The organism is Frateuria sp. YIM B11624 (assembly GCF_049727805.1).
Classification (GTDB): Bacteria; Pseudomonadota; Gammaproteobacteria; order Xanthomonadales; family Rhodanobacteraceae; genus Frateuria_A.
Map to the genome: position 1 here is coordinate 151,549 of NZ_JBCNYA010000001.1, position 23,405 is coordinate 174,953.

General features: G+C 66.6%; 23 protein-coding genes. 18 read left to right on the forward strand and 5 right to left on the reverse strand.

Annotation, left to right across the window (positions count from 1 at the left end):
* Positions 1-81 precede the first annotated feature (81 nt).
* Positions 82-720: a YidC/Oxa1 family membrane protein insertase gene (locus tag AAIL17_RS00690; RefSeq protein WP_424680873.1), complete on the reverse strand. Its 639-nt coding sequence runs from the start codon at positions 718-720 to the stop codon at positions 82-84.
* A 115-nt stretch (positions 721-835) separates the two neighbouring features.
* Positions 836-2,476 carry an ankyrin repeat domain-containing protein gene (locus AAIL17_RS00695; RefSeq protein WP_424680874.1) on the reverse strand — a complete coding sequence of 547 codons (1,641 nt, stop codon included), beginning with the start codon at positions 2,474-2,476 and terminating at the stop codon, positions 836-838.
* Between the two features lie 217 nt (positions 2,477-2,693).
* Between AAIL17_RS00695 and AAIL17_RS00700 the strand changes: the two genes are divergently transcribed.
* The 5 genes from AAIL17_RS00700 (at position 2,694) to AAIL17_RS00720 (ending at position 8,569) form a co-directional block, all read left to right on the forward strand.
* Positions 2,694-2,993: a YciI family protein gene (locus AAIL17_RS00700; RefSeq protein ID WP_424680875.1), complete on the forward strand. Its 300-nt coding sequence runs from the start codon at positions 2,694-2,696 to the stop codon at positions 2,991-2,993.
* An 8-nt stretch (positions 2,994-3,001) separates the two neighbouring features.
* Complete coding sequence (locus AAIL17_RS00705; RefSeq protein ID WP_424680939.1) at positions 3,002-3,247, forward strand: BolA family protein; 246 nt, start codon at positions 3,002-3,004, stop codon at positions 3,245-3,247.
* A 135-nt stretch (positions 3,248-3,382) separates the two neighbouring features.
* Positions 3,383-6,883 (forward strand): chromosome segregation protein SMC, encoded by a 3,501-nt coding sequence (smc, locus tag AAIL17_RS00710; protein WP_424680876.1) that lies wholly within the window; start codon positions 3,383-3,385, stop codon positions 6,881-6,883.
* A gap of 10 nt (positions 6,884-6,893) precedes the next feature.
* Positions 6,894-7,844: a cell division protein ZipA gene (zipA, locus tag AAIL17_RS00715; RefSeq protein WP_424680877.1), complete on the forward strand. Its 951-nt coding sequence runs from the start codon at positions 6,894-6,896 to the stop codon at positions 7,842-7,844.
* Between the two features lie 74 nt (positions 7,845-7,918).
* Positions 7,919-8,569, forward strand: coding sequence for an FMN-binding negative transcriptional regulator (locus AAIL17_RS00720; RefSeq protein WP_424680878.1), 651 nt, complete (start codon positions 7,919-7,921; stop codon positions 8,567-8,569).
* Here AAIL17_RS00720 and AAIL17_RS00725 read toward each other — a convergent pair.
* Positions 8,544-8,738 (reverse strand): hypothetical protein, encoded by a 195-nt coding sequence (locus AAIL17_RS00725; protein ID WP_424680879.1) that lies wholly within the window; start codon positions 8,736-8,738, stop codon positions 8,544-8,546. The two genes, AAIL17_RS00720 and AAIL17_RS00725, sit on opposite strands and share 26 nt — an antisense overlap.
* A gap of 511 nt (positions 8,739-9,249) precedes the next feature.
* Here AAIL17_RS00725 and AAIL17_RS00730 point away from each other — a divergent pair.
* Complete coding sequence (locus AAIL17_RS00730; protein ID WP_424680880.1) at positions 9,250-14,946, forward strand: autotransporter domain-containing protein; 5,697 nt, start codon at positions 9,250-9,252, stop codon at positions 14,944-14,946.
* 114 nt (positions 14,947-15,060) lie between these two features.
* Here AAIL17_RS00730 and AAIL17_RS00735 read toward each other — a convergent pair whose 3' ends face one another.
* Positions 15,061-15,435, reverse strand: coding sequence for a DUF3693 domain-containing protein (locus AAIL17_RS00735; protein WP_424680881.1), 375 nt, complete (start codon positions 15,433-15,435; stop codon positions 15,061-15,063).
* A 200-nt stretch (positions 15,436-15,635) separates the two neighbouring features.
* On the opposite strand from AAIL17_RS00735, the gene AAIL17_RS00740 reads away from it, so the two are divergent.
* From AAIL17_RS00740 to AAIL17_RS00795, 12 genes are all read left to right on the forward strand, one after another.
* Complete coding sequence (locus AAIL17_RS00740) at positions 15,636-15,836, forward strand: hypothetical protein (RefSeq protein WP_424680882.1); 201 nt, start codon at positions 15,636-15,638, stop codon at positions 15,834-15,836.
* 106 nt (positions 15,837-15,942) lie between these two features.
* The gene (locus AAIL17_RS00745) at positions 15,943-16,194 is read left to right on the forward strand and encodes a hypothetical protein (RefSeq protein WP_424680883.1); all 252 of its coding nucleotides are present in this window, start codon (positions 15,943-15,945) and stop codon (positions 16,192-16,194) included.
* Positions 16,187-16,390 (forward strand): hypothetical protein, encoded by a 204-nt coding sequence (locus AAIL17_RS00750; RefSeq protein WP_424680884.1) that lies wholly within the window; start codon positions 16,187-16,189, stop codon positions 16,388-16,390. Before AAIL17_RS00745 ends, AAIL17_RS00750 begins: the two co-directional genes overlap by 8 nt.
* Positions 16,374-17,510 (forward strand): rolling circle replication-associated protein, encoded by a 1,137-nt coding sequence (locus AAIL17_RS00755; RefSeq protein WP_424680885.1) that lies wholly within the window; start codon positions 16,374-16,376, stop codon positions 17,508-17,510. The genes AAIL17_RS00750 and AAIL17_RS00755 overlap by 17 nt, the downstream gene beginning before the upstream one ends.
* Positions 17,500-17,775 carry a hypothetical protein gene (locus AAIL17_RS00760; protein WP_424680886.1) on the forward strand — a complete coding sequence of 92 codons (276 nt, stop codon included), beginning with the start codon at positions 17,500-17,502 and terminating at the stop codon, positions 17,773-17,775. Before AAIL17_RS00755 ends, AAIL17_RS00760 begins: the two co-directional genes overlap by 11 nt.
* A gap of 12 nt (positions 17,776-17,787) precedes the next feature.
* Entirely contained in the window at positions 17,788-18,039 is a 252-nt protein-coding gene (locus AAIL17_RS00765) for a hypothetical protein (protein WP_424680887.1), read from the forward strand.
* A gap of 12 nt (positions 18,040-18,051) precedes the next feature.
* On the forward strand, positions 18,052-18,198 hold the full coding sequence (locus AAIL17_RS00770) for a capsid protein (protein WP_424680888.1): 147 nt from the start codon (positions 18,052-18,054) through the stop codon (positions 18,196-18,198).
* A 142-nt stretch (positions 18,199-18,340) separates the two neighbouring features.
* Complete coding sequence (locus tag AAIL17_RS00775; protein ID WP_424680889.1) at positions 18,341-19,777, forward strand: hypothetical protein; 1,437 nt, start codon at positions 18,341-18,343, stop codon at positions 19,775-19,777.
* Positions 19,778-20,092, forward strand: coding sequence for a hypothetical protein (locus tag AAIL17_RS00780; RefSeq protein WP_424680890.1), 315 nt, complete (start codon positions 19,778-19,780; stop codon positions 20,090-20,092). It abuts the gene before it with no gap.
* Positions 20,093-20,096: 4 nt separating this feature from the next.
* Positions 20,097-21,386: a zonular occludens toxin domain-containing protein gene (locus tag AAIL17_RS00785; RefSeq protein ID WP_424680891.1), complete on the forward strand. Its 1,290-nt coding sequence runs from the start codon at positions 20,097-20,099 to the stop codon at positions 21,384-21,386.
* Between the two features lie 123 nt (positions 21,387-21,509).
* Positions 21,510-21,665 (forward strand): hypothetical protein, encoded by a 156-nt coding sequence (locus AAIL17_RS00790; RefSeq protein ID WP_424680892.1) that lies wholly within the window; start codon positions 21,510-21,512, stop codon positions 21,663-21,665.
* Positions 21,662-21,964 (forward strand): hypothetical protein, encoded by a 303-nt coding sequence (locus AAIL17_RS00795; protein ID WP_424680893.1) that lies wholly within the window; start codon positions 21,662-21,664, stop codon positions 21,962-21,964. The genes AAIL17_RS00790 and AAIL17_RS00795 overlap by 4 nt, the downstream gene beginning before the upstream one ends.
* 486 nt (positions 21,965-22,450) lie before the next feature.
* On the opposite strand, the gene AAIL17_RS00800 is transcribed toward AAIL17_RS00795, so the two are convergent.
* Complete coding sequence (locus AAIL17_RS00800; protein ID WP_424680894.1) at positions 22,451-22,786, reverse strand: hypothetical protein; 336 nt, start codon at positions 22,784-22,786, stop codon at positions 22,451-22,453.
* Between the last annotated feature and the right edge of the window lie 619 nt (positions 22,787-23,405).

Genomic DNA, 23,405 nt, shown 5'->3' on the forward strand with positions numbered 1-23,405 from the left:
AACGCCACGCGTAGGGTGGGCTTCAGCCCACCTTGGCCCTTCGCGATAAATGGGCATGGTGGGCTGAAGCCCACCCTACGGTCATCGCGGCGCGCGTTGGCGCACGCGCCGCCGCAGCAGCGCCATCTGCAACAGGTTCACGCCGCTCGATCCGGCCCAGTACAGCCCCAGCCCCGCGGCCAGGTGCCAGACCACCAGGAACGAAACCACCACCGGCAACCAGTGCAGCAGCGTGCGCGCCTGCCCGGACATCGCCGGGTTGAGCAGCAGCGCCGCGAAGCTCAGCAAGCCGACCACCAGCGCCAGCCATACATCCGGCCGCGCCAGTTTCGGTATCCACAGGAACGAACCTGCCCCAGCGATGCCTTGGCGGATGGCCGCATAGATGCCCGCGCCCAGCGGCGCCTGCACCAGTGCGACCCGCAGGCTGGCGTCCAGGCCTCCGCTGATGCCGTGCTCGCGATAAAGCGCCTGCACGGCCCGGGCCTGGGCGGCCGGGTCACCCGCATACCGTTCTCGCAGCCGCGCCAGCTTCGGCTTCAGTGCGAGCAACTGCTGCTGTCGCCACCAGCCTTGTTCGGCGGTCCTGAGCGTCATCGGCAGCATCGCCAGCCGCACCAGCACGGCAAGCACGATCACCGCCATGCCGTAACTGCCATCCATCCAGCTGGCCAACTGCGCCAGCAGCCCCGAAATGCCGTCCACGAAACTCGACCACATCCCCTTCAGCTCCCTGCTGTCGTGTGAATCGCAGAGGTGGGACCGGCGAGGGGACGCTTCAAGCGGCGCTGCGCATGACCGATGGCATGGCAGCACCGTGGTTTCCTTTGGAGGTTCAGCCGGGGTCGAGCAGAAACGCGCTGATCTCCTCGGGAAACTCCATCGTGCGCCCGCCGATCATCACGACGCGCGGTACTTCGTCCGGATCCGCATCGGCCAGGCGGAACGCGCGCGGCATGCCGTGAGCCACCAGCGCACGAGCGCAACCGAGCCAGTCGCCGGGGCCAGGCGGTTCGTTGCACGACGCCCAGGACAAGGTGCCGATCACGTCGCTGCCGTAGCCATGGCGCTCGCTCCAATGAGCGCCATGATCGAGCAGGAACCCGGCAAGCCGGGCGTTGCCGCGGAAAACGGCCCAGTTGATCGCCGAGCCGCGCATGGGTTCGTCGCCCCCGCGCGTCGCGACCGGCCAGCCGAGACTGACCATCAATCGCACGGCGGCGTCGCACGAGTTCATCGCGAGCTCGGGCAGCAGCGCCAGCCGTGCCGCACCGAGCCGGGCGACGAGGTCAGGCTGGCGCGCCAGCCGGTGACGCGCCTCGCCTTCGTCGCCGCGGGCGCACGCGGCAACGAACGCATCTTCGTCCGACAGGGCCGTGCTTTCGATCGTGCCCAGCACGGCCGCCAGCTCGGGGAGCCCCCGGGCGAGCGCGTACGCCTGCGCATCCCGGCCATCCGCGTCCCTGGCCTCTGGATCGGCGCCGGCGTCCAGCAAGGCTTGGACAAACGCCGGTGCGCGACGCGCGCGGATCGCAACGAACAGGGCAGGGATGCCGAACGGCGTGGGCTCGTTCGGGTCGGCGCCATGCCGCAACAACAACTGCAGCGTGGCCAGGCTGCCTTGGACCACCGCATGGGCGAGCGCGTTGGTGCCTGCCGTACGCGCGCCATGTTCGAGCAACAGGCGTGTGCACTCCGGGCTTCCGATCGAGTGGTAGAGCGATTCGCCATCGTTGGGATCGGCGCCTGCCTCCAGCAACATGCGCGTCAGCTCCGCGTCGCGTTGTTGTCCGGCCGCGCCGTACAGTGCGCCGAGTCGTTCGTCGCCGGGTTCGGCCAGCGAATGCGGCGGCCAGCGATTGCCGACCGACGGGTTCGGGCTCGCTCCCGCGTCCAGCAGTAATCGCGCGCACCGTCGCAGGCGATCGCCGTAGCCTTCGATGCGACCAAGCGACGAATGGGTTACCGCCATCAGCGGTGGCAGTTCGAGCGGGCCACCAGGGCGGTGCGCCCACGAGGCATCTGCGGCAATCGCTGTGCGGATCGGGCCCTCATCGCCCACGGCGCAGGCGACATGAGGGTCATGCCGCAACAACGCCGCCTGTTCCTCGTACAGGCGCAGGGCCAGCCGCGGCCGCGCGTTGAACAAGTTCCCGGTGATGTCGCCCGCGTATGCCAGTGGCAGCCATGCGCGCGCGGCCGCCGCGCGGTCGCCGCCGTGGACGCGCTGCCATGCCACGTAGTCGTTGAGTTCCCGCCAACTGGCGAAGCCGTATTCGCGCGCAACGCAGGATTGTGCATCGTGCAGTTGCAACCGCATGGCCTGCAGTTCGGCGGGCGGCTTGCCGCGCGCCGTGGGCAGGCCGGTGCGGATACGCTCGATCGCCGCCGCGTCGCCGGTGCGGAACTGGCGCAGCAGATCCTTGGCCTGCTTGCGCAGGTGCTCGGGATGGGCAAGCTCGGGAAGGGTATTCACGGAAAACCTCCATGCATGGAAACGCCGAAGGTCCGCAACGCCGGCTGCATAAAGGTTTCGTGGGTTTTGACCAACGGCAAGTGGGTTCGACCCTTCCCGCGGACCCGGGTGCGGCTTGCTCCGCGGGCGGATCATAACCCGGCGGCCGAGGCCGGGCGAGGTCCGCGGGGGAACATGGTCGGCTAAACTTGCGGTTTTCCCATTGGAGCAACGCACCATGTGGTTTGCGATCCTCGGCACCGATGTCCCCGGCTCGCTGGACAGGCGCAAGAGTGCGCGAGCGGAGCATCTGGCCCGCCTCGAGGCCTTGCAGGCGGAAGGTCGCCTGCTGCTGGCCGGCCCGTTCCCGGCGATCGAGTCGGAGGATCCGGGCCCGGCCGGCTTCACCGGCAGCCTGATCATTGCCGAGTTCCCCACGCAGGAGCATGCGCAGCGCTGGGCCGACGTCGATCCCTACGTGGCGGCCGGTGTCTACGCCGGCGTCGAGATCAAGCCGTTCCGCCAGACCCTGCCGTGAGCGAGGCGATGGTCGAGCAGATCCGCCAGCGCCTGGCCGAGAGGCTGGCGCCGGTCGAGCTGGACGTGCTCGACGAGGGCCACAAGCACGCCGGCCACGCCAACGCCGGCAAGGGCCACTTCCATGTGCGCATCGTCAGCCCGGCCTTTGCCGGCATGCCGCCGATCAAGCGCCACCGGATGGTGTATGCCGCGCTGGAGGGATTGATGGACCGCGGCATCCACGCGCTTTCGATCGATGCCAAGGCACCATAGCTTTCAGTTTCAACAAGTTGAATAATATTTCTGAAGTTTGTTGTCACGCCGGTTCGCATTGCGACCACGCCCGGCGTTTGGCACAGTGACCCGTCGCCCGATCCACCCGCGGGCCTACCGATTTGTTGAGCCCGCATGCGCCTGACCACGATCAAACTCGCCGGATTCAAGTCCTTCGTCGACCCCACCACGCTGCACCTGCCGACCAACATGACCGGCGTGGTCGGCCCGAACGGCTGCGGCAAGTCCAACATCATCGACGCGATCCGCTGGGTGATGGGCGAAAGTGCGGCCAGCCGCCTGCGCGGCGACTCGCTGACTGACGTGATCTTCTCCGGCTCCAACGCGCGCAAGCCGGTGGGGCAGGCGACCGTCGAGCTGATCTTCGACAACGCCGACGGCACCATCCAGGGCGAGTACGCGCAGTACGCGGAGATCTCGGTCAAGCGCCAGGTCACCCGCGACGGGCAGTCCTCGTACTTCCTCAACGGCGCGCGTTGCCGCCGCCGCGACATCACCGACTTATTTCTAGGCACCGGCCTGGGCCCGCGCAGCTACTCGATCATCGAGCAGGGCATGATCAGCCAGATCATCGAGGCGCACCCGGAAGAACTGCGCACGCACCTGGAGGAGGCCGCCGGCATCTCCAAGTACAAGGAGCGCCGCAAGGAAACCGAGAGCCGCATCAAGTCCACCCGCGAGAACCTCGACCGCGTCAAGGACGTGCGCGACGAGGTCGACAAGCAGCTCGAGCACCTGAACCGCCAGGCCCGCGCCGCCGAGCGCTGGAAGGCGCTGAAGGAAGAGCAGACGCGCAAGGAAGCCGAGCTGCGCGCGCTGGAATACCGCGCGCTGAAGGGCCAGCACGAAGGCGAGGGCCAAGGCCTTTCCGCCGCCGAGATCGAGATCGAGAAGCAGCTCGCCGGCCAGCGCCAGATCGAGGCGCAGCTCGAATCTGTGCGCGAGCGCCACACCGGCGCCACCGAACACCTCAACGAGGTGCAGGCGGAGGTCTACAAGGTCGGCTCGGAGATCGCCCGCGTCGAACAGCAGGTGCGTTTCAACAAGGAAACCGCCGAACGCCTGCAGCGTGCCCAGGGCGAGGCCGAGCGCGAGCACGCCGAACTATCGGCGCATATCGCCAACGACCGCGAACAGGTCGAAGCGCTGCGCCTGGCGCTGGCCGAGGGCGAACCCAAGCTCGAAGCCCTGCAGCAAATGCAGGATGACACCGCCGAGGCCGCGCGCAGCACCGAGTCCAAGCTCGCCGACTGGCAGCAGCGCTGGGACGCCTACACGCGCACCGCCGGCGAATCCAGCCGCGCCGCCGAAGTCGAGCGCACCAAGCTCAACTACCTCGACCGCCAGGCGATCGACCTGTCCAAGCGGCGCGAAGCGCTGGAGGCCGAGCAGAAGGCCACCGACGTCGCCGCACTGGACGCCGCCGCCGAACAACTGCACGTCGAGCACGACACCCAGCGTGAGCGCGTCGAATCGCTCGGCAGCCTGCTCGACCAGCACAAGCTCGCCCACGAGAAGGTGCTCGACGAGGAGCGCCAGGTGCAGTCCGCGCTCAACGAGGCGCGATCGCAATTGCAGACCGCGCGCGGTCGGCTGTCCTCGCTCGAAGCCCTGCAGCACGCCGCGCTGGGCCAGGAGGAAAGCGCCGCCAGCGGCTGGCTGGCCAGCCTCGGCCTGGACAAGGCGCGCCGCCTGGGCGAAGCGCTGCAGGTCGACGCCGGTTGGGAATCGGCCGTGGAGACCGTGCTGGCCGGCCTGCTCGACGGCGTGCTGGTCGACAACCCGCTGAACCTGGCCGGCGACTTCGGCACGCTGGGCGAGGCCGACCTCGCGCTGCTCGCCTCGGCCGAAGGCGGGCAGGGCGCCGAAGGCACGCTGGCTGCCAGGGTGCATGGCCCGGTCGCGGCCATGCACCTGCTCGCCCAGGTGCGCACCGCCGAGACGCTGGACGAGGCGCGCAACCGCGTCGGCTCGCTGGCCGAAGGCCAGTCCATCATCACCCGCGACGGCGAGTGGCTGGCGCCGCAGTGGGCACGCATCCGCCGCGCGCAGGGCAACCAGGTCGGCGTGCTGGCGCGCGAGCGCGACATCCGCCTGCTCACCGGGCAGATCGAAACGCTCGAAGCCCAACTGGAAGAATCGGCTGCGCGCCTGGACGAACTGCGCACCGCCAAGTTCGAGGCCGAGCGCGCCCGTGACGACGCCCAGCGCGAGCTCTACAACGCGCACCGCCGCCAGTCCGAACTGGCCGGCCAGTTGCAGAGCCACCGCGGCAAGGTGGAAACCGCCCGCGCCCGCGCCGAAAAGGTGGCCGGCGAGCTGTCCACGCTGATCGAGCAACTGGACGAGCTGCAGGTGCAGACCCGCGAAGCCCGCGCGCGCCTGGACGAATCGGTCAACCACATGGGCGACCTGGAAGACCAGCGCCGCGAACTGGAGAACGAACGCCGCGCGCTGCTCGAGGCCCGCGAGGAAGCCCGCATGAACGCCCGCGAGGCCGCCGACCAGGCGCACGCGCTGGCGCTCTCGATGGAATCCAAGCGCTCCTCGCTGGCCTCGCTGGAACAGGCGCTCGCGCGCCTGGACGCGCAACTGCGCCAGGTCGAGGCCCGCCGCACCGAGATTGCCGAACAACTGGCCGCCGGTTCCGATCCGATCGCGGAACTCGAAGCCGAGCGCCAGACCTACCTCGACCAGCGCCTGCTGGTCGACCGTCAACTGGTCGAGGCGCGCCGCGCGCTGGAAGACTGCGACATCGAATTCCGCAAGCTGGAACAGCAGCGCCACCTGGCCGAGCAAGGCCTGGCGAGCTTGCGCGAAAGCGTTTCGGAAAAGCGCCTCGCCGCGCAGGCGCTGCAGATGCGCGCCGACCAGCTCGCCGAAGCCATCACCGCCTCCGGCCTGGAGCTCGAGCCGCTGCTCGCCGAACTGCCCGAGCAGGCCGACGCCAACCAATGGCGCACGCAACTGGGTGACCTCGCGCAGAAGATCGTGCGGCTGGAACCGGTCAACCTGGCCGCGATCCAGGAACACGCAGAGCAGAGCGAGCGCAAGACGTATCTCGATAATCAACTTGCGGATCTGGCCAGCGCGATGGAGACGCTCGAGGGCGCGATCAAGAAGATCGACCGCGAGACCCGCCAGCGCTTCAAGGAAACCTTCGACAAGGTCAACGCCGGCGTGCAGGAGCTGTTCCCGCGCCTGTTCGGCGGCGGCCACGCCTACCTGGAACTGACCGGCGACGACCTGCTCAACACCGGCGTGTCGATCATGGCGCGCCCGCCGGGCAAGCGCCCGTCCAACATCTCGCTGCTCTCTGGCGGCGAGAAGGCGCTCACCGCGGTGGCGCTGGTGTTCTCGATCTTCGGCCTCAACCCGGCGCCGTTCTGCCTGCTCGACGAGGTCGACGCGCCGCTGGACGAAGCCAACGTCGGGCGCTTCTCCAACATGGTCAGGGAAATGAGCGAGAAGGTGCAGTTCATCTTCGTCAGCCACAACAAGGCGACGATGGAGGCGGCCAGCCAGCTCTGCGGCGTGACCATGCGCGAACCGGGCGTCTCGCGCCTGGTGCAGGTGGACCTGGCCGAAGCGGCTAAACTGGCCGGAGCTGCATGAGGAACCTTCCATGACCACCGTGCTCGCCTTTGCCTGGAACCCTGCCGTCGGCGTGCCGCTGGCGATCGCCGGCATCATCGTGCTGGCGCTGCTGTGGTTGTTCGGCCAGCCGAAGAAGGAGCAAGGCAGGCGACGCATGCCCGCCGGGCAGGGCGCCGGAGAGCGCCGCGAGCCGACCTTCGGCGAGAACGACGCGGACGACCTGATGCTGGACGATCCCGATCCGCGCATGCACCACGACGAGCCGATGCCGCAGCAGGGCGAACTGGAAATCGGCCTGCGCGAGGAACTGGAAAAGCTCGGCGCCACCCTGGCCGGCGAGCGCGGTGCGCCCGCGAAGCCTTCGGGTCGCGCGGCCTCGATCATCGACGCGCTGCGTGCGCCGTCGGGCGACGCGGAAGTCCCTGCCGCCCGCGCTCCCGCACCCACCCCCGCCCCGGCTCCAGCACCGGCGCCGGCATCCGCTCCGAAGGCGCCACCCGCGTCGGATCTCGGCCGCCGTCCGTCGCAGTTGCCGATGGAGCGCATCGTCACGCTGTTTGTGATGGCCCGCGACGGCGGCACGTTCAACGGCGCCGACCTGATCGTCGCCGCCGAAAAGGCCGGGCTGGAATACGGCCACCTGGGCATCTACCACCGCCTGGTCGACGGCAAGCGCGAACAGGGCCCGATCTTCAGCGTGGCCAACATGCTCAAGCCGGGCAATTTCGACCTGACCCGCCTCGACGCGCTGCGCACGCCGGGCCTGAGCTTCTTCATGACCCTGCCGGGCCCGCTGCCCGCGCTGGACGCCTGGGACGCCATGCTGCCCACCGCGCAACGCCTGGCCGAGCTGCTCGACGGCCAGGTCCTGGACGAGGAACGCAATGCGCTCGGCCGCCAGCGCATCGCGCACATCCGCGATGAGCTGCGCGGCTGGGATCGCGACCACGAAGGCAAGGAAATCATCTTCGGCCGGTGAGGTCGCCTGGCGGAACGCCACGCTCCCGTACAGGTAGTGCTGTTCGCGGAAGAGTCGGAGAACCGAGCATGTACATGCCATCCGCTTTCCGCGAAGAGCGTCTTCCGGAACTGCACGCGGCAATCGAGACGATTGCCTTCGCCAGTCTCGTCAGCACCACCTCCACGGGCCTTCAGGTAAGCCACATCCCTCTGCTGCTGGCGGCAGAGGAGGGGCCGTATGGCACGCTGTACGGCCACGTCGCACGCGCCAATGCACACGCCGCCTGCCATGGTGCGCCGTCGCTGGCGATGTTCCTGGGTCCGCACGCCTACATTTCGGCCGGCTGGTACCCGGGCAAGCAGACCCACGGCAAGGAAGTGCCCACCTGGAACTACATCGCCATCCACGCCCACGGCACCCTCGAAACCTTCGATGACGCGGTGGCGCTGCGCCAGCTCCTGGCCAGGCTCACGCATCGGCACGAACGTGCCATGCCCACACCCTGGCACCTGGACGACGCTCCGGCGGACTACATCGACCGCAACCTGAAAGCGATCACCGGCCTGCGCTTGCCGATCGACCGTCTGGAAGGCAAGTGGAAACTGAGCCAGAACCGCACCGACGCCGACCGCACCGGCGTCCTGGCCGGCCTGGAGGCCTTGGGCGACGAGGCCAGCCGGCGGATGGCAAGCGCCGTCCGTGACGCCAATGGCGAACCTAGTTCGCCTCCAACGAAGCGTTGAGCGCCGTAGCCAACGCCGCGTCGCCACTGACCAGATCTTTCCAGCGCAACGCCACGCCACGCCGGTGGCCTTTCTCGGTCAGCTTCAGGCCGTCCGGATCAAGCACCAGCGTGTACGCAACCTCGCCGATCATCAGTTCGCGCTTGAGCGGTTTGTCGAGCGGTGTCATGGCGGGCTCCTGTTGGACGGTGCAGCCCCAACCAGCACGGCAGGGGCGGAAGGTGTCGTAGTCCTTTTAACCGTGTCGTCCAGTGATCCGACGTCAAAAAAGGCGGTGCGGCCAGGGGTCTGTGCTTGAGAGCTATCGGTATGGGTGGCCAGCCCTTTCAGGCCTCCTGAGCGAGCACACCCCCACCGGACGGTATATATCAAACAGGCCGGAACCAAAGCTCGGTCACCGCGGCTTGCTTAAACCAGTGATGAGCCGCCTCGCCGGCTCACTCGCAGACGAAGTTTAGTTCGGAACAGCGCAACTTGTTCCCGACAAATTTCTGGGCCGGAACTGATCATCGACCTGTTTCTCGCACCCAACAAAGATAGGGGTCGGCCGAGAATTAAAAAAAGCGTCATATGGCTCGTAGTGCACCGTGCCAATCGAGGTCGTCCCCGACACCCAACAGACGTAATATTCGCCCGTTGCGCCAGCTCGGCAAGGGCGCTGATGCCAATTGGGGAATCCAGTGAATCGCGTATACCAACTCGTGTGGAACCGTGACCTGCGCGTCGTCCAGGTCGTGTCCGAGCTTTCGTCATCGAACCATGATCTTGCCGTGGGTGGCGAATCCACCGCGCCCCGACTTCGGCTCCTGTGGGGCGCCATGCTTGCCACGGGCCTCTGGGCTTTCGGCACGCCGGCCCTGGCCCAGGTGTGCCAGCCAACCGATACCCGGGCCTGCAGCGCACAAGGCGGCGCGCCGACAGCCGATTCTCGGGCCGGCGCGGGCGGCGCCGGCAACGGGCAGGGAGGAGGCGCGGTCGTCTTGTCCGGATTCGTGCCAATACCGGGCGGTTTACCGGCTAGTGGGACCGGTGGCGAAGGTGCGACGGGGCAGGACGGGACCGATGGCGGCGCGGGCGGCGGTGGCGGCGCGCCCGGCACGGGCAGCGGTAACGTGTGGGCGGGAGTTCGCGGCACCGACGGCGCGGATGCACCGCGTGCGCCGGGCGGCGGTGGCGGCGGTGGCTCGGGTATCTGGACGGCTGACGCGTCCCGCGATTTCGTTGCAGGCTCCGTCGTCACCGGCGGAGATGGCGGCAACGGCGGTAACCCGTCCGCCAGCAGCGCCGCCGGTGGTGGCGGTGGCGGCGGCGGCGGAGTCGGCCTGGCCGACACCGTGGATGGATTCACGGCCACGATCCAGTCTGGTGCTTCGATCGTTGGAGGTGCCGGTGGCGCGGGCGGCTCCCAGTCGGTCGGCCCGGCCATCGGTGGCGGCGGTGGTGGCGGTGGCGATGGCTTGCTGCTCTTCGGTGTCAACGCGAACATCGACAATTCGGGCACGATCCACGGCGGTGCCGGCGGTGCTGGGGGCACGAGCAGTATCAGCGGCAATGCCGGTGACGCCGGTGCCGGCATAAACGCATTGAACGCCGGTCTCATCGTGACCAACAACGCCGGCGGCACCATCCAGGGCGGTGCGGGCACCGGCAATGGCGCGGCGGGCACTGGCATCGTCACGCGTGGCGGTGCTTCGCTGACGAACGCCGGTACGATCGCCGGCGGCCTGGCCGCCGGTGGCGGAGGCGCACGTGCTTCCGCCGTACTGTTCAACGGTGCTGGAAACCAGTTGCACCTGCAGAGCGGATCGATCATCCAGGGCGCGCTCGAGGTGGCCGACGGCGGCGCGGCGGAGGTCATCTCGGCGGCCAGCAATTCCATCGATGCGGTGAAGCTCGATGGCGACACCCTCGGTGCGCAGATCATGTTCGAGCCGGATGCCGTCAGCCCGGGTGCGCTGGAGGTCAAATCGATCACCGGCACCGGCGACGTCAAGAGCCAGGGCAACAATGCGCCGTTCACGTTCGACCATATCGACATCGATGGCTCGGTGACCTTGAACCATGCGGGTGTCACGGGGCTCGGCGGATCGATCATCTCCACGGGGCCGCAGGCGTTCGTCGCCCGGCTCACATTGCTGACCGACAGCTCCCTGGAGAGCCAGTCGACCATCGGTGTCTCAAGCACGATCGACGGTGCGCACTCGCTTGTCGTCTCCACACCGGCCGCATTGACGTTGAATGGCAACATCGGTCTCACGGCGAGGCTGACGAGCCTGACGAGCAGTTCCGCCACGCTTGCCATCAAGGGTGTGCGCGCCGGCGCCATCGACCTGACGACGACCGGCGGCTCGATCACGCAAGGCGGCGCATTCGACATCACGGGAACGAGCAACTTCAACGCCGGCACCCACGACGTACTGCTGTCGAACGCGAACAGCTTCGGCGGAAACGTCACGGCGACGGGTAACAATATCGCCATCCACGCCGCGAGCGACCTGGCGATCGGAAGCATCGCCAGCGGGGCGGCAGGCAACATCAGCCTCACCAGCGACGGTGTCCTCACCCTGCCCATGAGCCTGACGACCACGGGGAACATCTCGCTCGCCTCGAACGGAGGGGTGCTCGCGCCGACCGCGCAACTCCAGGGTGGTTCGGTCACCCTTACCGGCGATGCCGGTGTCACCTTATCCAGCAGCGTCATCACGCCGGGCGCGCTGACGCTCGATACGGGGACCAGCGGCAACGTGCTCCAGGTCGGCAATGGCGTCAGCGCGGGCGAGCTTGTCGCGGATGTTTCCGGGACGCTGAGCCTCACCTCCGCCTCCAATGCGATCCAGACGCTGGGCGACATTTCGGCGAATGCCTTCGTGTTGTCCAATGCGATCGCCTCGACCGTGACGGGCGACGTATCCGCCCAGTCCATCCAGTTCAACGCACCGCTGGGCCTCACGGTGACCGGCTCGGTCGACGGCGGCGCGGGCACGGGCACGCTTCTCGGCGCTTCGACCTCGCTGACCGTGGGCAATGGCGGCACCGCCGGCAGCTTGAGCGGCAACGTGACGGACAATGGCATCCTGGCCTTCGACCGCTCGGACACGGTCAATTTCGCCGACACCCTCGCAGGTTCGGGGCAGCTGGTGCAGAAGGGCAGCGGCACGCTGCTGTTCGACGGCGACGGTTCGACGTTCGCCGGCAGCACGCAGGTGCAGGCAGGCACGCTGATCGTCGGTGGCACGGCGGGTAGCACCGCCACGCTTGCCGGGAACGTCGACGTGGCTGCCGACGCGGCCCTTGGCGGGCACGGCAGCATCGACGGCAACGTGAGCATGGCCAACGGTTCGGTGTTGTCGCCGGGCCACTCCGTCGGCACGCTCAGCGTGAATGGCGACCTCTCGATGGCGCAAGGCAGCTCGATGGACGTCGAGCTGGGCGCGGCCGGCGCAGGCGACAAGGTCGCCGTGGACGGAAACCTCGCTTTGAACGGCGTGACGGTCGACGTCAGCGACGTCGGCGGGATGGGGCCGGGCGTCTACACGATCTTCTCCTATACCGGCGCCTTGACCGAAACCAACGGCGGCCTGGCGTTCGGGGCGACACCCGCGGGGCATGCCCTGCAGCTGGTGACGCTACTCGGGAGCAAGCAGATCAATATCCTGGATGTCTCGAACACCACGCTGAACTTCTGGAACGCCAACGGTCTCGCCAGCGGCGCGCAGATGGGTGGCGGCGACGGCACCTGGTCCACCACCTCGCCGAACTGGACCGACGCGGCCGGCAGCATCACCGGCATGATGACGCCGCAGCCGGGTCTCGCGGTGTTCGGCGGCGCGCCGGGCACGGTGACGGTGGACGGCACCGACGGACAGGTCGCCGCGAACGGGCTGCAGTTCCTCACCGACGGCTATCACATGACGGGCGACTCGGTGGCGCTGACGTGGTCGAGTGGCACGCCGGTGATTCGCGTCGGCGACGGCAGCGAATCGACGGCGGGCTATGTCGCGACCATCGACAACGTGCTCACGGGCACGCAAGGCCTGGCGAAGAACGATGCCGGCACGCTGGTGCTCAATGGTGCCAACACCTACATGGGCGAGACCACGGTCAATGGCGGCACGCTGTCCGTCGGCGATGACGGCAATCTTGGCGCCGCGGCCAACGGCGTGATGCTGAACGGCGGCGCCCTGCGTGTCACGGGTACCGCTTATGACGCCACGACCCGCGCATTGACGCTCGCCAGCGGCGGGGCGGTGGATATCGCCGACGCGGCTAACGCGTTCGCCTGGAACGGCACCATTGCCGGCAGCGGCGCGCTGGAGAAGCGCGGTGCGGGCACACTGGCGCTCGACCATGCCAATGCGTACACCGGCGGCACCCTGGTCACGCAAGGAACGTTGCGCCTGGGTGACAGCGGCGCGATCGGTTCCGGCGCCCTGGCGCTGGCCAGTGGCACGACACTGGACCTCGCGACGGATGGCCTCGCGCTGTCCAATGCGGTGAGCGTGGCAGGTGCCTCGACCGTCCACGTGAACGCTTCCGGCGCGGCGACGCTGAGCGGTGTCGTGGCCGATGGAACATCGGTGGGAAGCCTCACCAAGAACGGCGCGGGCGAGCTGCGCCTGACCGGCAACAATACCTATACCGGCACGACGACGATCGCCGCGGGCACGCTGCACATCGGCGAGGGTGGTACGACAGGCTCGGTCACCGGCGATATCGTCGACCACGGTGCGCTGATCCTCGATCGCTCCGACGACGTGACCTATGCCGGTGTCCTGTCCGGCGAAGGGTCGTTCCGCAAACTCGGCGGCAGCGCCTTGCACCTGACCGGAGACAGCAGTGCCTTCACGGGCACGACCGAGGTGACGGCGGGCACGTTGCAACTGGACGGCAAGCTCGGCGGCGATCTTTCCATGGCCAGCGGCACCGTGCTTTCGGGCAGGGGCACGGGTGGCAACGCCGTGCTCCGATCAGGGGCGGAGGTATCGCCGGGCGGGCAGGGGACCACGGGAACGCTTGCGTTCACCGGCGACCTGACCATGGCTGCAGGCACGCGCTACACCGTTGACGTGACCGATGCGGGGAAGAGCGATCATCTCGACGTCGGTGGGCACGCCAGCCTGCAGGGTGGGTCGGTGGTGAGCCTGGGCACCGGTGGGAACTGGAACACCTCGACCACGTATACGATCCTCTCGGCAGCCAATGGCGTCACGGGCAGCTTCGGGCGTGTGTCCACGGATCTCGCCTTCCTTACGCCATCGCTGGCTTACACGGCCAATGCGGTGAACCTCACGCTCATCCGCAATGCGGTCGCGTTCCCGGACGTCGCGGTCACGCGCAACGAGCGCGCGACCGCGGGTGCGGTCGAGGCTTTGGGAGCGGGCGCGGCCGCCTACGATGCAATCCTGCGTCTCGACGCCGCGGACGCCCGTGTGGCCTTCGACAGCCTCTCCGGCGAGATCCACGCCAGCGTGCGCACGGCCATCGCCGACGACCAGCGCTACCAGCTCGAGGCGATCAACACCCATCTGCTGAGTACGGCTGCCGCAGGCGAAAGCGAAGGCGTATCCACCTGGGCCTCAGGCTGGGGCCATTGGGGCAACCACGATGGCGACGGCAACGCCGCGCGCATGAACGCCAACGGCGGTGGCTTGCTGGTAGGCGCGGATACCGTCGTGGGCCAGTCGACGCGAGTGGGCTTTGCGCTGGGCCGCGGCCAGATTTCGGCCTCGGTACCGGCGCGCGACGCGTCGGCCGACGTCCGCACGCATACGGCGGGGCTGTACGCCGGCGGCCGCGAAGGGGCCTTCCAGTGGCAGGCGGGCGCCCTGTACGGGCAGCAGGACATTCGCACGCATCGCGGCGTTTCCGTTGGCGATGTCGCCGCCCGCGTGGAAAGCGACGATGACGGCCACGCGGCACAGGGTTATGTCGAAGGCGCTTATGTGTTCGACGGCTCGCGCGGTTCCTGGGCACCGTTCGTCAACGTGGCGTACCAGCAGTTGCGTACGCCCACGATCCACGAGCATGGCTCGTTCGGCGCGCTGGATATCGACTCGGACCGTTCAAGCCAGACCTTCGGCACCCTGGGGTTGCGCGGCGAGATGAAGCTGGGCGATGCCGGTACGGCACTGTTCGGAAGCGTCGGCTGGCAGCATGCCTGGGGCGATGTGGATTCGGCAGCGCAGATGCACTTCGCCGGTGGCGGCGCCGCGTTCGCCATCCAGGGTGTGCCCATTGCCGACGACGCGGGAACGATCAGCGCGGGGCTACGGTTCCGGCCGTCTTCGGCGGTCACGATCGACGCGACGTATAGCGGGCAGTTTGCTTCGGACGCAAAGGACCAGGCGGCACGGATGAGTCTGAACTGGGTGTTCTGATCATCCGGGCGGAAAAGCGGGAGGCTCGAGAGCCTCCCGTATTGCATGAAGCAGCGAGTTTCATCCGGGCAGTCGGCTCGGGCGACGACAGGCGGCGTGAGCAAGCCGGGCCAGTCAATTGCGCATAATGTCTACAGAGGACGTTTGACCAGCCGTGAGGCTGACGTGATTGGGTGCCGCATGGACGTCTAGACGTCCAAACGAAACGGTTAGTGCAATTGCCGCAGCTGTCTGCGCAAGCCGAAGCCACACCTTGCGGGCCTCTGGCGTTCGTGCTCTTTCGGCCTCGATCAGCGGTAGCCAGTGCCTTAGCTGCTCACCTGTTTTCGTGCACATTTTTTCGACGCTGTCCGCGTCGGGATGCGCTTGCCCGTTCCGCCACTTGCTGACCGCTGCGCGGGTCACGTCGAGTGAGATTGCGCAGGCGTTGTCGGAAAGGATTGCGCACGCGGCCTTGTATTTGTCGAGCAGCTGAATCGTGGCATTCATGTAACACCCCAGTTGACAGACCTGTCACAGGGGAATATACATGCGCCCGACGTCACAGGGCCTGTGACGGACAGGGGCCAATTCATGCATGCGCTAGCCGCTCTCCCGTTCCTCGTAGCTGCCTTCTGGCTCGGAACCCTCGTTTCTCCCTTCCGTGATCTGGTTGCCCGTCAGCGGGCCACGCTGGAAGGGGTGCGCCGGTGAGTACCTGTCCCAACTGCGGCGGCGAAGAGCTGCAAGAGCTGGGCGATTCCAGCAACGCCTACTGCACCGACTGCGACGAGGTGGTTGAGCCCGTCGATGACGCGGAAGCGCTGGGCGAGTTCTGGTGTGACACCTGCGGCGACATGCGGCCCGTCGATGACGATCTGTGCTGCCTGCGCTGCGGTGACCACGTATGAACGCCGCGTTCGGCCTGCTGCTGCTCTACGTGTTCCTGCTCGGCACGCTTGAGCTGTTCCGGCGCGTGCGTTCGCTGCTGCGCTGGCTGTTCCGGCGGCATGCGTGATGGGCGCGCCGGTCCGCATCGCCTCGGAAACCTCGGCCGCGTTCGATGCGCGGCTGTCGGCGCACCTGGGCGCGTTGCAGCGCTGCGCGGCGCCGGCCGTCGAAGTGCCTGCTGCGCTGGTCTACGCGGAGGGCGTGACAGCGGGCTTGTCGCTGGCTATCGCCGCGTTGCAGCGGCGCGAGCGGATCATCGATCACCTGTCGCGCTGGGAGTCGCGCCTGCGTGGTGAGCGGGAGCGCTGCCATGGCTGACAGTGCACTGAGCGAGCTTGGCGGGCTCCTGGGCGATCTGGCCGACGTGCATGCCTGCGCGGGCCATCCCAACATCGAAGCAGCGCTGTTGCAGTGCCGCTTGATCCTTATCGAAGCCTGCGTGGACGACGGCGTGGAGCTGGATTTCTCGCAGCTCGGCGTCGAGTTCGGAGTGATCGATGACGGCGCCCACTGAGCCGCGCCGGCACGTCCGCGACTCTCTCGGGCATGTCGCCTTCGTGCCGCTCGACGGGGCGACGATCAAGCGCATTGAAGGGCAGGGGGCCGGCGTGCCGCCTGTCGATCTGTGTCCACCTGACGTACTGAACCGCGAGCTAGGTCCTGCGCCGCTCGCGATGCGCCGTTGGGAGTCGAGCGCGGCGCGTGCCCTGTGTGCGCTGCGCGCGTCCAGCCTGCGCGAGCGTGTGGCCCAGCAGGACGCGATGGATGCGCCGTTTAAGGATATGGCGCGCTCGCGTTTCTTCGTGGGCGCAGAGGGCTTTTCCGGCAGCGATGGCGCCGACGCGAGCGCAGCGAGCGGCGGCGGTGTCGCTGCCGGGCTTGCGGGGCTTGTCACTTCTAAAACAAGTTGCTCAACGGTCCGTGAAGAAGTCGAAATTGATCGGCTCCTTTCTCGGGTCCGTCGCCTGGGCAAAGCGGTGCGCAACAGCGCCCATGCGCTCGACTCCGCGGCGCATCTGTCCGGTGGTTTTCTCTGGCGCCGGTTGTTCGTCACGCTGACCTATCGCGACGTGGACGACTGGAAGCCGCTGCACCTGTCGGCCTTCGCCAAGCACGTGCGCAACTGGTTCAAGCGCAAGGCGCGTGTGCCCATGCGCATGGTGTGGGTGCTGGAGCTTCAGCAGCGCGGCGCGGTGCACTATCACTGCATGCTGTGGATTCCGGCGCGCTGCCGGTTTCCAGAGCCCGACAAGGCCGGGTGGTGGCGTCACGGCTCGACCAACGTCGCCGCGCCCAAGGGCGGGATTCAACGTCCGGTCTCCTACATGGCCAAGTACGCCAGCAAGGTCACGCCCGATCAGGCGGGCAGGGTGCCCAAGGGTGCGCGCATGCATGGCGCGTGCGGGCTCGACGTCGAGGGTAAGCGGTGGGTGCGCTACTGGCGCGCCCCGCTGTTCGCACGCGATGCGCTCGGCGGCGCGGCGGACATTCGCAAGGTCAACGGCGGCTACATGGACAAGCTTACGGGCGAGTTCGTCGCGTCGCCTTGGAAGGTAACGATAACGCCCGGTGGTCGGGTGATCGCATGGCGGCTGCTGCCGCAAATCACAGAGGGGAATACCCATGCAAATTGAAATCCTCAAGCGCGAGCCCGAGGCCGCGAAGTTCGAACGCGACGGTCAGGTGCGCCACTACTGGAAGCAGTGGGCGACGCTGACCGTCGATGGTCTGCCGACGTCGTTCGAGTTCTCGACCGACGAACCGTTGCCGCCGGGTCCGGCGGTGCTGTCGCCGAAGTCCTTCGGCGTGGCCAACGGTCGCCTCACGCTCTCGCGTGCGGTGCTGATTCCGCAGGCCGCTGCCGTGCGCACCGCGCCGGCCGCTGCGGCGTCCAAGTAAGGATTCGCGGCCGTGGCGCAGTGCATCTACCTCAACGCTGACGGGACGGTCACGGCGACCGCAGAGAGCCCGGACCAGTGCCAAGGGTATGTGCTGCTGTCGCGGCCGGAATACGCCTCGACACAAACCTTGCAGTCGTTCCTTGCAATGCCGACTCAGGAGCAAGTGATCGCGGCGTTCAACGCTGGTGTCGTCTGGCCCGTCTACTTCTACCTCGTGGCGTGGATGGTCGGGACGCTCGCCAATTTCTTCAATCGCAAGTAAAGGGGTCCAACAATGGAAGGCATCGATTTCTCCACCGTCCTGGCCGGTCTGGCGGCCACCACCGTCACCGCTGCGATCCTGTCGGCCGGTGCGATCAAGGCCGCGCCCAACTTCGTGAAGTGGGGTGTGAACAAGCTGGCCGGCTTCTTCGGCCGCTAAGCCTGGGCGCAGGTCAGGCAACTACGCGGGGGGCTTCGGCCCCCTGTGTTTTCTAGGGGGTCCGCATGCTGCTGCAAATCGTGATTTTCCTGTTCGGGATGCTGTGTTCCTTCAGCATCATCAAAGGCCTCTCGGAGGCGCAATGAAAGCCCGTGCGCTGCTGTTGCTGGTGGTGCTGGCGCTGTTGCCGTGGCCGGCGCTTGCGCTGGGGCAGGGGCCCGATCCGGGCTCCTATCCCAAGACGTACGAGGGTCAGCACGACTGGTGCGTTGCCTACCGGTCGTGGATGCAGCAAGCGGCGATCGAAATCGCGCCGTATTGGGCGCCCACCAGCGAGTGCCAACTGTCGGTGTACGCGGCGCCTTCTACGTACGTGTGGCGCGTTTCCCGCGAGAACACCAACTGGTTTTCTTCCTATCGTTTCGACATCAGCACCATGCCGCCGAATTGCACTGTTGACGGCGGGTGCGTGACGCCGCCGGGTGATATCTGCAAGGCGCGCCCGAGCTATCCGGGCATCCCCGGTTCGAATATCAACGTCTGTCTCGCCGGCTGCAGCTATAAGCCGACCAACCCAACGGACGGCACGGACGGATCGCTCAATACGTGCGTGAAGCTGGCCAACGGCACGCGGGTGTGTGGCGGCGCCGCCGTCTACAAGCCGACCGGCGACACGTGCGGTAGTGGTCCGGGTGGTGATACCACGCCGCCGCCTGCGCCGCCGCCGCCGCCGAAGCTCTGCGGTGGTGGCTCTTGCTACAACCCGACGACGGGCGATGCGTGCGCGCTCGACGCGAACGGCAATCAGGTGTGCCACAACATCAAGCCCGGCGCGCCGGGTGGCTGCATCAGCAGCGGTGAAACAACGCTCTGCACGGGCAACCCGCCGCCTATGCCGCCCACGGACAAGGTGCCCGATCCGCCGAGCGATATCGTCGGTTCGGATGACTACACGCAGCAACCCGTGCCGCCGGGCGGTGGTGCTGGCGGTACGGTCAATAACACCACGGTGAACAACTACAACAACGGCACCAGCGGTGGCGACGGCACGGCCAACAACGGCGGCGGTCCGGGCGACTCGGGCACGCCCACCGATGGCGGCGGCGATCCGGCGCCGGGTTCTTCGAGCGGTGGCCCGCCGGTGACGTCCAGCGGCGGCGGTACGTGCGGCACGCCGCCTATCGTGACCGGCGACGCGGCCGCGCAGCAGATCGCCTATCAGGCGTGGGCGACGCGCTGCGCCATTGAGGGGCAAAACAAGGGCCTGGGCACGGGGCAGGTGGGTGAGCTGGGCACGCTCTACACGCCCAGCACGGACACGGTTTCGTCGGTGGTGGGCAATTTCCAGACGTCGGTGCAAGAGACGCCCATTGGGAAGTCGATGACTAGCTTTTTCACGGTGACCGGCATGGGTGGCGCGTGCCCGGTGTGGACGCTGCCGGCGTCGGACTGGTTGCCGGAAATGACGTTCGATTTCTATTGCCGACCTGAGCTTGGCGATTTACTCGATTTGGCGCGCATTATCATTTTGATTACGTGTGCCTATGCCGCATTTCGCATTGCGCTGGGAGACTCCTAAATGGATTGGCTCACCGATCTAAAAAACTGGCTGCTGGGCATTATTCGGTCGTTGTGGGAAGCGTGGTCCGGCTTCTACCACGATATGTCGTTGCAGGTAATCAAGACCATTCTTTCGGCGGTGGGTGAGATTGCCAAAGTCATTCCCGTGCCGCAGTGGATGGCGGATTACAGCGTCGGGCGGCTGCTTGGTCAGCTCGACCCGTCGCTTGGCTATTTCGTGGACCGTATCGGCTTGGGCGCGGGCCTGACGCTTCTTGGGCTCGGCTACGCTTTCCGCGTGAGCCGGAAAATGCTGACCGCTTTCCAGTGGTGACGCGATGCTGATCTTCAACGAAGGTGTGCCGCGTGCCGGCAAATCGTATGACGCGGTGGTTACGCATATCCTGCCGGCGATCAAAAAGGGCCGTAAGGTGTTCGCGCGGCTCAACGGCCTCGACCATGAGAAAATCGCCGATTACCTGAAGATGGATGCGGGCGATGTGCGTAGCCTGCTGGTGCTGCTGTCCGAAGATGACATGCCCACGGTTCACAAAATCGTGGAGCCTGACTCGCTGGTGGTAATCGATGAATGCCACAAATATTACGTGCAGAGCTTGAAGGCGCTGCCGGCGGATATCGAAACGTTTTTTGCGGAACATGGTCAGGCGGGTATGGATATCCTCCTGATTTCGCAGTGGTACAAGCGCTTGCATGCGGCGATTCGTGCCCGTGTCGAGCGCAAAACCATTTTCCAGAAACTAACGGCTGTGGGTATGCAAGGGAGTTATCTTGCGACCTATTACCATACGACCGGGCCGGATAAGTTCGAAAAGGTCGGCAAGGCTAAAAAGAAATACGATCCGGCGATTTTTCCGCTGTATCACGGTTATAAACCGGATGCGACGAATACGGATGTTTATGAGGAAGGTTCGATTACCGTCTGGAAAACGGTTATGCCGTGGTTCGTCCTAGCCGGTGTTCTCGCGGTAGTCGGCGGCTTCTTCTACATTCGATTTTTCACTGCCAAGCCAAAGGGGGCCGAGAAGCCTGTTGCGGTGGCTGGCAAGGGTCCGTCGCTGGCGCCACCCGCAGCGGTTGCGGCGCGGCCTATGTCGGCGGTGCCGCCGGTTCGTCCGCCTTCGGAGGTGAAGCCGAAGCACGCGGAAATGCCGCCTGAAGTCGCTTACGTGTGGTCGCTGAGCGATCAGGGCAGGGCGCGGCTCGTGGCGGATATGGTGTACCCGGATGGTCGTTTCGATGGCTTGGTGCAATGGCTCGCCTCGGACCAAAACCGGGTAATCGACTCGCTGACCATTGGCCAGCTTCGTGCCCTGGGCGTCACGGTGGCGCACCGGCCGTACGGGGTGCGGCTTACGTGGGGCAAGGGCAAAGAGTTGCAAACGATCATCGTCACGGCGTGGCCGGTCGATCCGGGGCAGCGTTACTCGCAGGAGACTGTGCGCCAGATCCGGGAAAATGGGCCTGTCGTGGCGTCCGCGCTGCCGGGTGCATCGGTGGGCCTGGGCGATGGCTCGGCGGCGCCGTCGAAGCCGCGTGCGACGGCTACGGTCTACGTGCCGCCGGAGTATGGCCAGTGGAACCCTGATGCGTTCGGGGGCGGCAAATAAACGTGACGTCACGTAAAATGAACCGTCGATAAATGCGTGACGTCACGGATATTGCTATTTTCCGTGACGTCACGTAAAATGCTCACATGGCCGGCATGGTGGCTGGCGTTTCGGAGCGATTCGATGATCTTCCTTCCTCTCATTGCGCTGCCGCTGGTGCTGTGGTTGGCCAGTGATGTGCCGGCATGGCAGTCGGCCAATGCGTTCCTGCTATACGGCGTGGCGTGGGGTTGGTGGGTCGGCTACTGCCGGCGACGGTTGCTGCGGGGCGTGGTATGAAAGACGCACGCGATCCCGGAACGGCTGAAATGTCCCTTGCCCTTCAGCGGGGCCGTGGTCGTCCACGCAAGGCGGATGCCTTGACGCCTGCCCAGCGTGCCGCCCGGTATCGCGCAAAGCGGGTGCTGGTGCCGTTGGATCGCCTGGGCGTGTCGGATGCTCAGCACGATGATGTGGTGCGCGAGCGTGACGATCTTCTCGCCGTTAATGCCGAGTTGCGAGCCGAGCTGGTCAAGCTGCAGGCGCAGTTCGCTGCGCTGGCCAGCAAGCGTGACGTGACGAAAAAGTCCCGTTCCTGAGGGCGAAGCCGAGCGCGGGACGCGCGTCCACTAGGGCGGCACGTAATTCCGTCTCGGAGCCTGAGACTCGACCGCCCGCATCTGCTGGACTTCGTTCGAAGTCCGACGTCATCCCGCAAACCCTGCTTTTCTGTACTCCTGCAGCTCGATCGCGTTCACTAATTCCGGGAAGCCTTGTCGCGTAAGGCTTCTCGGCTATCCTGTTCCTGCAGTAAACAGGGAGCAGGGACTATGCGGTGGGCAGGGATGTTGATCGTTAGCGGCGTCATCGCGGTCGCGTTGGCGCTGCACTACCGGTTCGTAACTGAGGCGCCGGCGCCGGCCGAGCCTGCGTATGACTTGGGTGCACCTCGGGCGCCATCCACGGCGCCGCTGCCTGCGCTGTCCGCCAAGGTCTATTACCGGATCAAAGAGAAGCTGCCGGATGGCTACCAGTGTGCCGGGGCGGGCGGCCTGGTCTACCGTACTTTCAAGATGCCGGACGGCTCAACCGGCCTTGACCCGCTGGTGCGGGATGGCCAGTACGTCCGCTGCGCGGGGGATGCTCGGTCGTTCTACTGCCAGAGTGGCCGGGACTGCCCACCTCAGAAACGCCGCTAGGTTGTGCGGCTTCAGGTGCGGTCCGCGGATCGTGCTTCTCGGCGGGATCAGTGCGGCGCCGCGGATGCGCCAGCCGGCCCACGGTCCCTCTAGGTCGATGTGGCATTCGGCCTTGGCGTGGAGCATGCCGGCGATCTCGTGAAGGGAGATGCGCCGGCCGCTGGGGGTTAGGAATTCTTGTTTGTCGTCGTCGTAATGCCAGTTCAAGCGCCGCTTGGGCATGCCATCAATCCTTTGCGCATAAGGGATTGAAGGGCGCCAAAGGTCGCGTGAACGGCGTGGGCAAGCCGCGTCAGCCAATTGCGCATAATGTCTATTATGTAAAATCAAAGATGCTCGTCCACCACGCGCAGCTACGCCAGCGTCCTGCGCTACTCGGCCGGCCGGCACGCGGCACGCTGCGGTGTCGAGCTTGCGCTCCCGATGCCGGAAGCCACCGTGTTTCAGTTTGTGGTCGATCCCGCGGAGCGCCGGTCGGCCGAAGGCGAATTGGTGTGGGAACTGCCGCCGGCGGGCGCTGGTGGCCGCCAGGTTCAAGGCCAAGCCGGGTCTGTGGACCCTGGCCACGGGGTCGCCGTACTATCGACGGCTCATCGACTGAAGCAATTGCCAAATCCCTGCGAGCAACCAGCGATCCGCACGGCTCAGCGCGCCGCCCGGCGCAGTGAAGCGCGGGCGGGCGGTCGCGCAAGAAGACCGCGGTCATCTTGGCCGAGCTTGAGGCCGCCCAGGCACTAGAAGGCTGGTTCAATGCGTCCGGCATCACCGAGGGGCGAACTTCAGCGGCTGTGGAAGGACCGCGTCGGCCCTCCCCTCTCCCCAGCGGCCGTACGCGAGCTGG

What these genes read in the sequence shown, in the direction of transcription:
- AAIL17_RS00720 (WP_424680878.1), top strand. Translation starts at nt 7,919, where the DNA reads ATGCCATCCGCTTTCCGCGAAGAGCGTCTTCCGGAACTGCACGCGGCA.
- AAIL17_RS00750 (WP_424680884.1), top strand. Translation starts at nt 16,187, where the DNA reads ATGGCTGACAGTGCACTGAGCGAGCTTGGCGGGCTCCTGGGCGATCTG.
- AAIL17_RS00700 (WP_424680875.1), top strand. Translation starts at nt 2,694, where the DNA reads ATGTGGTTTGCGATCCTCGGCACCGATGTCCCCGGCTCGCTGGACAGG.
- AAIL17_RS00760 (WP_424680886.1), top strand. Translation starts at nt 17,500, where the DNA reads ATGCAAATTGAAATCCTCAAGCGCGAGCCCGAGGCCGCGAAGTTCGAA.
- AAIL17_RS00785 (WP_424680891.1), top strand. Translation starts at nt 20,097, where the DNA reads ATGCTGATCTTCAACGAAGGTGTGCCGCGTGCCGGCAAATCGTATGAC.
- AAIL17_RS00800 (WP_424680894.1), bottom strand. Translation starts at nt 22,786, where the DNA reads ATGCCCAAGCGGCGCTTGAACTGGCATTACGACGACGACAAACAAGAA.
- AAIL17_RS00775 (WP_424680889.1), top strand. Translation starts at nt 18,341, where the DNA reads ATGAAAGCCCGTGCGCTGCTGTTGCTGGTGGTGCTGGCGCTGTTGCCG.
- AAIL17_RS00690 (WP_424680873.1), bottom strand. Translation starts at nt 720, where the DNA reads ATGTGGTCGAGTTTCGTGGACGGCATTTCGGGGCTGCTGGCGCAGTTG.
- AAIL17_RS00755 (WP_424680885.1), top strand. Translation starts at nt 16,374, where the DNA reads ATGACGGCGCCCACTGAGCCGCGCCGGCACGTCCGCGACTCTCTCGGG.
- AAIL17_RS00705 (WP_424680939.1), top strand. Translation starts at nt 3,002, where the DNA reads ATGGTCGAGCAGATCCGCCAGCGCCTGGCCGAGAGGCTGGCGCCGGTC.
- AAIL17_RS00745 (WP_424680883.1), top strand. Translation starts at nt 15,943, where the DNA reads ATGGGCGCGCCGGTCCGCATCGCCTCGGAAACCTCGGCCGCGTTCGAT.
- AAIL17_RS00735 (WP_424680881.1), bottom strand. Translation starts at nt 15,435, where the DNA reads ATGAATGCCACGATTCAGCTGCTCGACAAATACAAGGCCGCGTGCGCA.
- AAIL17_RS00795 (WP_424680893.1), top strand. Translation starts at nt 21,662, where the DNA reads ATGAAAGACGCACGCGATCCCGGAACGGCTGAAATGTCCCTTGCCCTT.
- AAIL17_RS00770 (WP_424680888.1), top strand. Translation starts at nt 18,052, where the DNA reads ATGGAAGGCATCGATTTCTCCACCGTCCTGGCCGGTCTGGCGGCCACC.
- zipA (WP_424680877.1), top strand. Translation starts at nt 6,894, where the DNA reads ATGACCACCGTGCTCGCCTTTGCCTGGAACCCTGCCGTCGGCGTGCCG.
- AAIL17_RS00725 (WP_424680879.1), bottom strand. Translation starts at nt 8,738, where the DNA reads ATGACACCGCTCGACAAACCGCTCAAGCGCGAACTGATGATCGGCGAG.
- AAIL17_RS00780 (WP_424680890.1), top strand. Translation starts at nt 19,778, where the DNA reads ATGGATTGGCTCACCGATCTAAAAAACTGGCTGCTGGGCATTATTCGG.
- smc (WP_424680876.1), top strand. Translation starts at nt 3,383, where the DNA reads ATGCGCCTGACCACGATCAAACTCGCCGGATTCAAGTCCTTCGTCGAC.
- AAIL17_RS00790 (WP_424680892.1), top strand. Translation starts at nt 21,510, where the DNA reads ATGATCTTCCTTCCTCTCATTGCGCTGCCGCTGGTGCTGTGGTTGGCC.